The sequence below is a fragment of the Mycolicibacterium psychrotolerans genome (assembly GCF_010729305.1).
Lineage (GTDB): Bacteria > Actinomycetota > Actinomycetes > Mycobacteriales > Mycobacteriaceae > Mycobacterium > Mycobacterium psychrotolerans.
The window spans coordinates 351745-364210 of record NZ_AP022574.1 but is presented as its reverse complement, the minus strand read 5'-3'; the positions used below and the strand labels follow the sequence as shown (position 1 = coordinate 364210).

Annotated in this window: 12 protein-coding genes and 1 pseudogene; 10 read left to right on the top strand and 3 right to left on the bottom strand. The window is 67.3% G+C overall.

What is annotated here, in order from left to right; genetic code table 11:
• Nucleotides 1-2 precede the first annotated feature (2 nt).
• Both G6N45_RS28360 and G6N45_RS28355 read left to right on the top strand, forming a co-directional pair.
• Nucleotides 3-161 carry a hypothetical protein gene (locus G6N45_RS28360; protein ID WP_163719573.1) on the top strand — a complete coding sequence of 53 codons (159 nt, stop codon included), beginning with the start codon at nt 3-5 and terminating at the stop codon, nt 159-161.
• The gene (locus tag G6N45_RS28355; protein ID WP_407664269.1) at nt 158-364 is read left to right on the top strand and encodes an acyl-CoA dehydrogenase family protein; all 207 of its coding nucleotides are present in this window, start codon (nt 158-160) and stop codon (nt 362-364) included. The genes G6N45_RS28360 and G6N45_RS28355 overlap by 4 nt, the downstream gene beginning before the upstream one ends.
• Before the next feature lie 22 nt (nt 365-386).
• Here G6N45_RS28355 and G6N45_RS01830 read toward each other — a convergent pair whose 3' ends face one another.
• Genes G6N45_RS01830 through G6N45_RS01820 form a run of 3 tightly spaced genes read right to left on the bottom strand, consistent with a single transcriptional unit; the run spans nt 387 to nt 3290 of the window.
• Nucleotides 387-1676 carry a uracil-xanthine permease family protein gene (locus G6N45_RS01830; protein ID WP_163720165.1) on the bottom strand — a complete coding sequence of 430 codons (1290 nt, stop codon included), beginning with the start codon at nt 1674-1676 and terminating at the stop codon, nt 387-389.
• A 9-nt stretch (nt 1677-1685) separates the two neighbouring features.
• Nucleotides 1686-2447 carry an SDR family NAD(P)-dependent oxidoreductase gene (locus G6N45_RS01825; protein WP_163720164.1) on the bottom strand — a complete coding sequence of 254 codons (762 nt, stop codon included), beginning with the start codon at nt 2445-2447 and terminating at the stop codon, nt 1686-1688.
• Nucleotides 2448-2459: 12 nt separating this feature from the next.
• Entirely contained in the window at nt 2460-3290 is an 831-nt protein-coding gene (locus G6N45_RS01820) for a sugar phosphate isomerase/epimerase family protein (RefSeq protein WP_163720163.1), read from the bottom strand.
• A gap of 169 nt (nt 3291-3459) precedes the next feature.
• Between G6N45_RS01820 and G6N45_RS01815 the strand changes: the two genes are divergently transcribed.
• The 8 genes and pseudogenes from G6N45_RS01815 (at nt 3460) to G6N45_RS01775 (ending at nt 12466) form a co-directional block, all read left to right on the top strand.
• Nucleotides 3460-4794, top strand: a complete 1335-nt coding sequence (locus tag G6N45_RS01815; RefSeq protein WP_163720162.1) for an MFS transporter — start codon at nt 3460-3462, stop codon at nt 4792-4794.
• Nucleotides 4794-5632, top strand: a pseudogene (locus tag G6N45_RS01810) (transketolase). The gene G6N45_RS01815 and the pseudogene G6N45_RS01810 overlap by 1 nt, the downstream one beginning before the upstream one ends.
• Nucleotides 5629-6612, top strand: a complete 984-nt coding sequence (locus G6N45_RS01805; protein ID WP_163720161.1) for a transketolase family protein — start codon at nt 5629-5631, stop codon at nt 6610-6612. Before G6N45_RS01810 ends, G6N45_RS01805 begins: the two are co-directional and overlap by 4 nt.
• 44 nt (nt 6613-6656) lie before the next feature.
• Nucleotides 6657-7313 (top strand): GntR family transcriptional regulator, encoded by a 657-nt coding sequence (locus G6N45_RS01800; RefSeq protein WP_163720160.1) that lies wholly within the window; start codon nt 6657-6659, stop codon nt 7311-7313.
• 366 nt (nt 7314-7679) lie between these two features.
• Nucleotides 7680-7769: a potassium-transporting ATPase subunit F gene (locus tag G6N45_RS01790; protein WP_057150360.1), complete on the top strand. Its 90-nt coding sequence runs from the start codon at nt 7680-7682 to the stop codon at nt 7767-7769.
• Complete coding sequence (gene kdpA / locus G6N45_RS01785; protein WP_163720159.1) at nt 7769-9439, top strand: potassium-transporting ATPase subunit KdpA; 1671 nt, start codon at nt 7769-7771, stop codon at nt 9437-9439. The genes G6N45_RS01790 and kdpA overlap by 1 nt, the downstream gene beginning before the upstream one ends.
• Entirely contained in the window at nt 9439-11592 is a 2154-nt protein-coding gene (gene kdpB, locus G6N45_RS01780; protein ID WP_163720158.1) for a potassium-transporting ATPase subunit KdpB, read from the top strand. The genes kdpA and kdpB overlap by 1 nt, the downstream gene beginning before the upstream one ends.
• Before the next feature lies 1 nt (nt 11593).
• The gene (locus G6N45_RS01775; protein WP_163720157.1) at nt 11594-12466 is read left to right on the top strand and encodes a potassium-transporting ATPase subunit C; all 873 of its coding nucleotides are present in this window, start codon (nt 11594-11596) and stop codon (nt 12464-12466) included.

The following is a 12466-nucleotide window of genomic DNA, read 5'->3' as shown; positions in this document are numbered from 1 at the left end:
CGATGGGCTCCTATTATCAGGCGTTTGCCGAAGGTGGTTCGCTGACGATCTACGAGGACGACCCCGCACGGACCCACGAGCAGCTGGCGAAGTGGTCGAAGAAGGACGCCGAGGCCTGGCCGCGGTGGAACGCGCGTGGCTGGAGGGCATCGCCGATGTGACGGGCCCCCTGCTCAGCCAGGTGCCGCCCGCCATCGGCTCACGCCGGCCGTCCGATCTGCTCGATATGGCCAAGCTGTACTGCTCTGAGATGGCCGGCCGGGCGGCCGACCGAGCGGTGCAGATCTTCGGCGGCCGCGGTTACATGCGGGAGAACGTCGCCGAGCGGCTGTTCCGCGAGCTACGCGTCGAGCGAATCTGGTAGGGCGCCAGCGAGATTCAGCGCATCATCGTGGCGCGTCAACTGATGAATCGGGGTCCGGCCGCGCTTCTCGATCCGCTCTGAAACCGAGCAGCCGCATGCCGTGGTAGATCACCAGCGCGGCGATCGATCCGAGGGCGATCCCGGTGAACTGGAGATCGCCTGCGGTCCAGGTGAAGTCGGCGATGCCGATGACCAACGGGATCGCCGCGGTCATCTGATTGACCGGCTGGGAGAAGTCGACGTGGTTGGTCAGCCAGATCCGCACGCCGAGGATGCCGACCAGTCCATACAGCACGACCGTCGCCCCGCCGAGCACACCCGCCGGAACCGCCGAGATCGCCGCACCCACCTTGGGGCACAACGACAGAAGGATCGCGACCCCCGCCGCGACCCAGTACGGCGCTGTCGAGTACACCCGCGTCGCCGCCATCACCCCGATGTTCTCGGCGTACGTCGTGGTCGCCGAGCCGCCGCCGAACCCTGCCAGCGTGGTCGCGACGCCGTCGGCGGCCAGCGCCCGGCCCATCAGCGGATCCATGTCGCGCTGGGTCATCTGCCCCACGGACTTGACGTGGCCGATGTTCTCGGCGATCAGCGCCGCCACGGCGGGCAGGAACAGAGGCAACACCGACAGCGAGAACGTCGGGGCCTGGAACTCGGGCAGCCCGATCCACGGGGCGGACGCGATGCCCGAGGTGTCGACGTCCCCGAGCACCAGCGCCAGCGCGTACCCCACCGCGACCGCGAGGAAGATGGCCAGCCTGCCGATCATGCCGCGGAAGAACGCCAGCACCGCCACCAGCAGCACCAGGGTGACCAGGCCCAGCACCGGGCCCTTCTCGAAATTGGTCTTGGCCACCGGGGCCAGGTTCAGCCCGATCAGCGCTACGATCGCGCCCGTCACAACGGGCGGCAGGGTCAGGTCGATCCAGTGGGTGCCTGCGATGTGCACAACGACGCCGACGATGACCAGCAGCAGACCGACGGCGATGATGCCGCCCAGCGCACTTCCCGCCCCGTCCGAGGCGACCGCCGCGGTGATGGGCGCGATCACCGAGAAGCTCGACCCCAGGTAGCTCGGCAGTCGGTTGCCGGTGATCAGCAGGAACAGCAACGTGCCCACACCGGAGAACAGCAGCGTGGTGGCGGGCGGGAATCCGGTCAGGACGGGCACCAGGAAGGTGGCGCCGAACATCGCGACGACGTGCTGGGCGCCCAGCCCGACGGTGCGGGGCCAGCTCAGCCGTTCATCGGGGGCGACGACAGCATCGGGATCGGCGTGTGAGTCGACACGTTTCCAGGTGACGGGCATCCTGCGACTCTAGTGAATGTGGCTGCCTCCGTTGATATCAACGGTCGTACCGGTGAGGTAGCTCGCGTCGTCTCCGGACAGGAAGGTGATCACCGCCGCCACCTCCTCGGTGGTCGCCGTACGGCCGACGGGGATGTCGGCGGCCATTTTGGCCTCCTGCTCGTCGGTGGATCCGACTCTGATGTTGGTGTCGACCGCGCCCGGTGTGACCGCGTTGACGGTGACCCCGGTGTCGGCGATCTCGCGGGCCAGCGCCTTGGTGAAGCCGAGGATCGCGGCCTTGGCCGACGAGTAGGGCACCTTGCCGAACACCCCGCCGCCGCGCTGCGCGGACACCGAGGACATGTTCACGATGCGGCCCCTGCCCTGCGCGATCATGTCGGGCAGGAACGCGCGGGTCACCAGGTAGGTGCCGGTGGCGTTGACGGCCATCACGGTGTTCCACAGTTCCAGCGTGGTCTCGAGGAACGGGACGGGGGAGGTGATCCCGGCGATGTTGGCCAGCGCGCCGACGGGTGGCAGGTTGCCCGACGCCACCTCGGCGGCGACGGCGTCGTGGGCGGCATCCACCGACGCCTCGGCCGTGACGTCGATCGCGCACCCGAAGGCCGGCACCGCGTACTGGTTGCCGATCTCGGCGGCCACCTTGGCCGACTTCTCGCCGTCCAGGTCGAGGATGACGACGGCCCACCCTTCGCGGGCATAGCGTTGCGCGACGGTCATGCCGATGCCGCGCTCGGAGGTGGCACCGGTGATCACTGCGGTTCTCATGTCAGGTTTCTCCTAGATCAGTTCTGAAATCAATTGCGCGGCAGCGGCTGTCGCGTCAGGTCGGTGGTCGTTGCTGATGTCGCGGGTCTCGAGCTCCAGCGAGAAGTGGCCGTGGTAGCCGGCGTCGGCCAGCGCCTTGAGGCCACCGCCGAAATCCACGGCGCCGTTGCCTACTGAGAGATTGATGTTGCCGGGCACCGCGTCACGGATGTGGACGTGTGCGATGCGCGGGCCGAAGCGGGCGACGAACTCGAGCGGATCCCCGCCGGAGGCGACGATGTGGCTGAAGTCCATGACGACGCCCACCTCGGCGCCGAACCTGCTGGTGAGTGCGTGAGCGCGGTCGATGTCGAAGCACAGCCGGTGGAAGTGCAGCGACTCCGTCCACAACTCGACGCGCGAGGCCGCGGCCACGTGCGCGGCGGCGATGAGCTCGTCGGCCACCCGGTCGAGGTCGTCGTCCAGTGACGTGAACGGTTCGTGGTCGGGGCCCCCGCAGGGCAGCACCAGTGCGCGCGCCCCGGTGGCGGCGGCCAGCGCGACGAGCATGTCGAGGTGCCGGCGGCGCGCGGCCGCCTCGTCGGCGTGCAGTGGCTTGTTCAGGTCGCCGATGTCGCCGTTGATCGAGCGAACCCGCACGCCGGAGCCGGCGACGGCGGCCGCCACCGTGCGGACGGCGGGCTCATCCAGCACGTAGGGCACGTGGTCGCACACCCCGGGCAGCGCGCCGAGGTCGATCTCGGAAAAGCCCAGGCCGACGATGGTCGCGAGAGCATCGGCGAGCGGCTGATGCCGAAAGCTGATCGTCGAGCAGCCCAGCCGGGAGTCGAACGGTCCGGTCATGTCACCTCCTGTGATGACGACCACACTAGATCAGTTAACTGTTGACAGTCAACTACCGACGGTTACGAAATGTTGACTGTTGACAATGAATGTGCCGGCGGTCACACTAGGTGACGCAGCCCACTGTTGACCGTCGACAGTGACGCAGATCTTTGAAAGGATGACCATCATGAGCGATGACGCTCTGACGATGCGGGGTCCGGTGCACGGCACGAAGGACGCCAAGCGGGTCGCGATCGGCTCCGGGGTTGGCGCCGTCATCGAGACCTATGACTTCATCGGCTTCGGAACCGCCGCCGCGCTGTACTTCGGCACCGCGTTCTTCCCGAACTCCAGTCCCGTCGCCGGCACGCTGGCCGCGTTCGCGACGCTCGGCGTCGGGTTCGCCGCCCGCCCACTCGGCGGCATCATCGGCGGCCATCTCGGCGACAAGGTCGGTCGCAAGCCCGTGCTGGTCGCGTCACTGATCGTGATGGGCCTGGCCACCTTCGCGATCGGCCTGCTGCCGACCTACGCCGCGGTCGGGGTGCTGGCGCCGATCTTGCTGGTGACCGTCCGCATCATCCAGGGCCTCGCCTTCGGCGCCGAATGGGGCGGCGCGATCCTGATGAGCTACGAGCACGCACCGTGGAAGCAGAAAGGCCGCTTCACCGGCATCGTGCAGGCCGGCTTCCCGGTCGGTCTGCTGCTGGCCAACCTGGTGTTCCTGGTCAGCGTCCACCTCGGGGGCGACTGGGCATGGCGGGTGCCGTTCCTCGCCAGCATCGTCCTGGTCATCGTCGGTCTCATCATTCGCGCCAAGGTTCCCGAGTCGCCGGTGTTCGAAGACGTCAAGGACTCGGGCACGATCGTCAAGTCCCCGGTCGCCGAGGTCGTCAAGAAGGACTGGCGAAACATCCTGCGCGGCATCGGTCTTCGCATCGCCGAGACCGCCGGCTACGCGGTGTCCATCACCTACATGATCAGCTACCTGAAGAACGCCGACCTGGCCACCAAGACCGAAACCCTCGTGGCACTCTGCATCGCGTCGTTCCTCGGCATTTTCGCCACGATGGGGTGGGCGCGCTTGACCGACAGGCTCGGCCGCCGGCCGGTCTATCTCGCGGTCTGCGCCTTCGGCATCCCGTTCGGTGTGCTGATGTTCATGCTCGTCAACACCGGGCTGTTCCTGGTGGTCATCGCAACGTTCGCGATCTCCTACGGCGTCTGCCAGAACGCGCTCGCCGGCGCGCAGGGCGCCTGGTTCCCCGAACTCTTCACCGCGAACACCCGCGCCTCCGGAGCCTCACTGGCCTACCAGATCTCGGCGATGGTCTCCGGCTTCACCCCGTTCATCACCACGCTGCTGTACGAGTCCTTCGGGTGGATCGGCCCCGCGCTGCTGTTCTCCGGATACGCCGCGATCGGTCTGATCGCCGCGCTGGCCACCCGCGAGACATGGGGGCCGGCCGAGCGCAAGGCCGCCGACATCGCCGCCCGCCAGTCCCATGTGCTGGCCGCCTGATGCGCGCGCAACGGGTGCGTGACGCTGCCTACCGGATGCGTCACCACGTGCTGAACATGGGTGAGGCGCAAGGCCAGGGCTACGTCGGTCAGGCCCTCGGTGCCGCCGACATGCTCGCCGCCGTGTATGTCGACCAGCTCACCTACCGCGCCGAGGACCCACACTGGGAGGGCCGCGACCGCTTCCTGTTGTCGACGGGCCACTATGCGATCGGCCTCTACGCCGCACTCGCGGAGGCGGGCATCATCGACCCCGATGAGCTCGACAGCTACGGCTCGGACGACTCCCGGCTGCCGATGTCCGGAATGGCAAGCTACACACCGGGAATGGAGATCTCCGGCGGATCGCTCGGACACGGCCTCACGGTGGCGGTGGGCATGGCGCTGGGGCTGCGCCACCAGGGGTCGCAGGCCCGGGTGATCAATTTCCTGTCCGATGGTGAGCTCGACGAGGGCTCGACGTGGGAGGCCGCGATGGGCGCCTCCCACCATCGGCTGGGCAACCTGATCGCGATGGTGGACATCAACGCGCTGCAGGCCGACGGTCCCACCGCCGGGGTGCTACGCACCGAACCGGTGGCTGACCGGTGGCTGACAAGTGGGCCGCCTGCGGCTGGCATGCCCAGCGGGTGGACGGCAACGACGTCGACGCCCTGCTGGCCGCATTCGACGGCGTCAGCATCCAACAGCCGTCGGTCATCCTGTGCGACACCACGGTCGGCCGCGGCGTGCCGATGCTCGAGGAACGGGAGAAGGCGCACTTCATGCGCATCGACGCCGACGAGTGGCAGCTCTGCCGCGACCAGCTGACCGACGGATACCGAGGAGTACCGGCATGACCACGGCAACCAAGCTCAAGACCTCGGCGATGATCGCGTCGTTCGCCGATCCGGGCCAGAAGACCGCGCCGGCGCCGTTCGGGCACGCACTGGTCGAGGCCGCGCGGCGCGATGACCGCATCGTCGGGCTGACCGCCGACCTCGGCAAGTACACCGACATGCACATCTTCGCCCAGGCCTTTCCCGACCGGTTCTTCCAGATGGGCATGGCCGAACAGCTGTTGTTCGGCGCCGCCGCGGGCATGGCCGAGACCGGCCTGGTGCCTTTCGCGTCGACGTACTCGGTGTTCGCGGCGCGACGCGCCTACGATTTCATCTGCCTCGATATCGCTGAGCCGAACCTCAACGTCAACGTCGTCGGCGGGCTGCCGGGACTCACCACCGGATACGGTCCCTCGCATCAGGCCACCGAAGACATCGCGATTTTCCGGGGCATGCCGAACCTGACCATCGTGGATCCCTGCGACTCGGTCGACATCGAGCAGGCCGTCCCGCAGCTGGCCGACCACCCGGGCCCGACGTGTCTGCGGCTGTTGCGCGGCAACGTGCCAACGGTCCTTGATGAGTACGACTACCGCTTCGAACTCGGCAAGGCGAAGGTGCTGCGCGACGGAACCGACGTCGTGTTGATCTCGTCGGGGCTGATGACGATGCGCGCGCTGCAGGCGGCCGACCGGCTCGCGGGCCACAACGTCGACGTGGCCGTCGTACACACTCCGACGATCAAGCCTTTCGACGCGGAAACCGTTCTCGCCCAGGTCGACTCGGACCGCTTGGTGCTCACCTGCGAGAACCATACCGTGGTCGGCGGGCTGTTCGAGACGGTTGCCGCAGCGGCGGTGCGGCGCGGCATCGCCACGCAGATCACCCCGATCGGCCTTCCCGACGAGTTCCTCGCCGCCGGTGCGTTGCCCACCCTGCACGAGCGCTACGGCCTGTCCACCCCGCGGATCGTCGCGACGGTCCTCGAGCGACTGTAGGATTCGATGTCGACAGCCAAATGTTGACAGTCAGGGAGCGCTTCATGTCGGTCGAGTCGACGTCGCTGCTGCGACTGGAGAAGACCAGTCTCCGGGAGCAGGCCCTGACCGCGTTGCGGCGGGCCATCACCACCGGCGCGCTGACACCCGGCACGCACCTGGTGGAGACCGAACTCTCCGAAGCGCTGCAGATCAGCCGGGGCACCCTGCGGGAGGCGATGCGTCAACTCCAGCAGGAGGGTCTCATCTCGGCGGGCGCGCGGGGCAGGTTGTCGGTGCGTCACCTCGACGCCAAGGAGATCACCGACATCTTCGACGTCCGCGCCGCCCTGGAATCGCTGGCGGCCACCCTGTTGGCCGCGCGATCGGACCGCGCGGAGACTGCACAGGTGCTGCGCCGGGCCGTCGAGGACATGGATCGGTGGTCGGCTTCCAATCTGGAGGACCGCATCGAGGCCGACCTCAGGTTCCACCGGACCATGTGCCAGCTGACGGGCAATGAGACCCTCCTGCATTCCTGGTCGTCTCTGGAAGGCAGTATCCGGATGTCGATCATGTTCGCCGGGGTGGACCGGGCGCTGAAGAACATGGATGCCCACCGTCATCTGGCGATCGTCGATGCGATCGAGGCCGGGAACGGCACCGCCGCGGCGGCCACGGTGCGCGAGCACATGGCCGGCGCGGCCGCGAATCTCGTGTGAGGAGCGGCCCCGCCGCTGTGATGCCGTAAAGGTTCCGCGGGCCGCATCAACCGCCCGACGCACGTTCCGCCAACTCGAGTCACCCCGCGGCGGCGATGTGCAATGCGAGATGGCGATCCGGGCATATGGCGAAGCCCCTCCGGCGGTAGGGGTTCCGGTCGAAAGCCGTTAAGGAGTCGCGCCGGACCGTCAAAAAGGCATAAAGATCCTAGCGGTGGCTGGGGGCCGGGCAGATGCTGAGTGCGGCCTGCGAGATCCGCCGGCCCACGCTCGTGTGGGAGAACCCATGGCAGTAGTCATTTTTCTGGTGCTGACGGTGGCGGTCTTCGCCCTGCTCGGCCTGGTGCAGAGGCTGGTCGAGCGGCTATGAGCTACGACAACATCGTCGGCCTGGTGCTCGCGATCCTCATCGCCCTCTTCCTCTTCGCCGCCCTGCTCTTTCCCGAGAGGTTCTAGTGAGCTCGACCACCGCGGGGATTCTCTTCCTCGTTTCGCTCGTCGTCGCACTGGCGGCCGTCCACGTGCCGCTGGGCGACTACATGTACCGCGTCTATTCGTCCGCGAAGCACTTCGGCGGGGAGCGCGCCATCTACCGGTTGATCGGCGCGGATCCCAAGGCGGAGCAGACCTGGGGCGCCTACGCCCGCAGCGTGCTCGCCTTTTCGGCGATCAGCATCCTGTTCCTGTTCATTCTGCAATTGGTGCAGGGCAGGCTGCCGTTGCACCTCAACGACCCGGCGACACCGATGACCCCGGCGCTGGCGTGGAACACCGCGGTCAGCTTCGTGACGAACACGAATTGGCAGGCCTACTCCGGTGAGTCCACGCAGGGCCACCTGGTGCAGATGGCCGGCCTCGCCGTGCAGAACTTCGTCTCCGCCGCTGTCGGCATGGCTGTGGCGATGGCGTTCGTGCGCGGGCTGGCCCGCCGCAACACCGGGGAGCTCGGCAACTTCTGGGTCGATCTCGTGCGGGGCTGTGTCCGGATCCTGTTGCCGCTCTCCGTGCTCGGCGCGATCGTGCTCATCGCCGGCGGGGTGATCCAGAACTTTGCGCTCCACGACCAGGTGGTCGGCACGATCGCCGGTGGCAGCCAGGTCATCCCCGGCGGTCCCGTCGCGAGCCAGGAGGTCATCAAGGAACTCGGCACCAACGGCGGCGGGTTCTTCAACGTCAACTCCGCGCATCCGTTCGAGAATCCGACCACGTGGACGAACTGGATCGAGATCTTCCTGATCCTGGTGATCGCATTCTCGCTGCCGCGCACGTTCGGCCGGATGGTCGGCAGCAAGAAGCAGGGCTACGCGATCGTCGCCGTGATGGGCGTCATCGCGACGATCAGCTGGAGTCTGACCCTGCTGTTCCAGTTGCAGGCGCACGGTACGGTGCCGACCGCGGTGGGTGCCGCGATGGAAGGCGTAGAACAGCGCTTCGGAGTGGCCGATTCGGCGGTGTTCGCCGCGTCGACGACATTGACCTCGACGGGCGCGGTGAACTCCTTCCACGACTCGTACACCAGCCTCGGCGGCATGATGGCGATGTTCAACATGCAGCTGGGCGAGGTCGCGCCCGGCGGTGTCGGTTCAGGCCTGTACGGGATGCTGATCCTGGCTGTCATCACGGTGTTCATTGCCGGCCTGATGGTCGGCCGCACGCCGGAGTACCTGGGCAAGAAGATCACCCCGCGCGAAATCAAACTCGCTGCAACATATTTCCTCATCACACCGTTACTGGTGCTGACCGGTACCGCCGTCGCGATGGCGATGCCCGGTCAACGGGCCGGCATGCTGAACACCGGACCGCACGGACTCTCGGAGGTGCTGTACGCGTTCACCTCCGCGGCTAACAACAACGGTTCCGCGTTCGCCGGGATCACCGTCAACACCGAGTGGTACAACACCGCCCTCGGCCTGGCGATGGTGTTCGGCCGGCTCCTGCCGATCATCTTCGCGCTCGCGTTGGCCGGTTCGCTTGCCCGCCAGGGCAAGACACCGGAGTCGATCGGCACGCTGCCCACGCACCGCCCGCAGTTCGTCGGCATGGTCGCCGGCGTGACGGTGATCCTGGTCGCCCTGACCTTCCTGCCCGTGCTCGCGCTCGGGCCCCTCGCTGAAGGAATCCACTGATGTCTGTGACCACCATCGACGCCGCGCACAATCACGCGGCATCGGCGCCGTCCGGCAAGATCCAGGGCGGTCTGCTGGATCCGAGAATGCTGTGGAAATCGCTGCCCAGTGCGCTGACCAAGCTCGATCCCCGCACCCTGTGGCGCAACCCGGTGATGTTCATCGTCGAAGTGGGCGCGGTCTGGAGCACCATCCTCGCGATCGCCGACCCCACCTGGTTCGGCTGGTTGATCGTGGTATGGCTCTGGCTCACCGTCGTTTTCGCCAATCTGGCCGAGGCCGTCGCGGAGGGCCGCGGCAAAGCCCAGGCGGAGTCGCTCCGCAAGACCAGGACCTCCACGGTGGCACGCAGGCTCGTCGACTGGCAACCGGGCGCGTACGGGCGTGAGGACGTGGAAGAATCTGTCGCCGCGTCCTTACTCGCGCAGGGTGATGTCGTGGTCGTCGAAGCGGGACAGGTGATTCCGGGCGACGGCGACGTCGTCGAGGGCATCGCTTCGGTGGACGAGTCGGCCATCACCGGTGAGTCCGCACCGGTGATCCGGGAATCCGGCGGTGACCGGTCGGCCGTCACCGGCGGCACCACGGTGCTGTCGGACCGCATCGTCGTCCGGATTACCCAGAAGCCGGGGGAGAGTTTCATCGACCGGATGATCTCCCTGGTCGAGGGCGCCAACCGGCAGAAGACTCCCAACGAGATCGCGCTCAACATCCTGCTGGCCTCGCTGACGATCATCTTCGTGTTCGCGGTAGCGACACTGCAGCCATTGGCCGTCTATTCCAAGATGAACAACCCCGGTGTGCCGGACAGCTTGGCGCTCAACGGGAACGGCGTCTCGGGAATCGTCATGGTGTCGTTGCTGGTATGCCTCATCCCGACCACCATCGGCGCGTTGCTCTCGGCCATCGGCATCGCCGGCATGGACCGGCTCGTGCAGCGCAACGTCCTGGCCATGTCCGGCCGTGCGGTGGAAGCGGCGGGCGACGTGAACACGTTGCTGCTCGACAAGACCGGCACCATCACGCTGGGCAATCGGCAGGCCGCGGCGTTCGTGCCGCTCGACGGCGTCACCGAGGCGCAACTCGCCGACGCCGCACAGCTGTCCAGCCTGGCCGACGAAACGCCCGAGGGCCGCTCGATCGTCGTGTTCGCCAAGCAGCAGTACGGCTTGCGGGCGCGCACGCCGGGAGAGTTGGAACACGCTACCTGGATCGAGTTCTCCGCCACCACCCGAATGTCCGGCGTCGACCTTGACGACGGCCATCAGCTGCGTAAGGGCGCGACCGCGTCAGTCGCCGAGTGGGTACGCTCCCATGGCGTCGACGTGCCGACCCAGCTCGGTGACGTCGTCGACGACATCTCCGCTGCCGGCGGCACCCCGTTGGCGGTGGGTGAGATCCGGGACGGTTACGCGAAATTGCTCGGTGTCATCCACCTCAAGGACGTCGTCAAGCAGGGCATGCGTGAGCGGTTCGACGAGATGCGCCGCATGGGGATCCGCACTGTGATGATCACCGGCGACAACCCGTTGACCGCCAAGGCCATTGCCGATGAGGCGGGTGTCGACGACTTCCTCGCCGAAGCCACCCCGGAAGACAAGATGGCATTGATCAAGAAGGAGCAGGCCGGCGGCAAGCTCGTCGCGATGACCGGTGACGGCACCAACGATGCGCCCGCACTCGCCCAGGCCGACGTCGGCGTGGCGATGAACAGCGGCACGTCGGCGGCCAAAGAGGCCGGCAACATGGTAGATCTCGACTCCGACCCGACCAAGCTGATCGAGATCGTCGAGATCGGCAAGCAACTGCTGATCACCCGCGGTGCGTTGACCACGTTCTCCATCGCCAACGACATCGCGAAGTACTTCGCGATCATCCCCGCGTTGTTCGTCGGGCTGTTCCCCGGCCTGGACCTGCTGAACGTCATGCGGCTGCACAGCCCGCAGTCGGCGATCCTGTCGGCGGTGATCTTCAACGCGCTGGTGATCGTGGCGCTGATCCCGCTGGCGTTGCGCGGTGTGCGCTACACGCCCGGCAGCGCCTCGAAGCTGTTGAGCCGCAACCTCTCCGTGTACGGCCTCGGCGGGATCCTCGCACCCTTCATCGGCATCAAGCTGATCGATCTGATCGTCCAACTCTTCCCAGGAATGTGAGATGAACATTTCCACTCTTCTACGTCAGCACTGGGCGGCGCTGCGCGCGCTGCTCGTCCTCACCGTGATCCTCGGGATCGCCTACCCGGTGTTCATCTGGCTGGTGGCCCAGCTGCCCGGTCTCTCGCACCGCGCGGACGGTTCGGTCGTCGAGGTCGACGGTGAACCCGTGGGCAGCAGCCTGATCGGCCAGTCGTTCACCGATGCCGACGGCGCAGCACTGCCCCAGTACTTCCAGAGCCGGCCGTCCGCAGCGGGCGACGGCTACGACCCGATGGCCACCAACGCCAGCAACCTGGGTCCGGAGAGCATCGTCGACACGTCCGACAAGGCCGGCCTGCTCACGCTGGTCTGCTCGCGCAGCAAGGCCGTCGGTGAGCTGGAGGGCGTCGACGGCTTGCGGCCCTACTGCACCGGCGGCGGCGTCGGCGCGGTGCTGTCGGTCTTCGGCCCGCGCGACGCGCGCGGCAACGTCGTCGACCCGACCCGGGTGGTCAGCGTCAACGAAGCATGCGACGCCGTCTCCGCCCCGTTCGTGGACACCTACGAAGGAGTGCGCGTTGAGTGCGCGAAAGCCGGTGAGGACTACAGCGCCGGCCTGATCGTGCCGATACGCGGAAGCGCAGCGGACCCGGCCGTTCCCGCCGACGCGGTGACCGCCAGCGGCAGCGGCCTGGACCCGCACATCTCGCCGGCCTACGCCGACCTGCAGATCAACCGGGTCGCCCAGGCGCGCGGGGTGTCGGCGGACGCGGTCAGGGCGGTCGTCGCCGACCACACCTCGGGCCGCACTCTGGGGTTCCTCGGCGAGCCACGCGTCAACGTGCTGGAATTGAACCTCGCCCTCGACGAGCAGTATCCCGCCAGGAGCTGA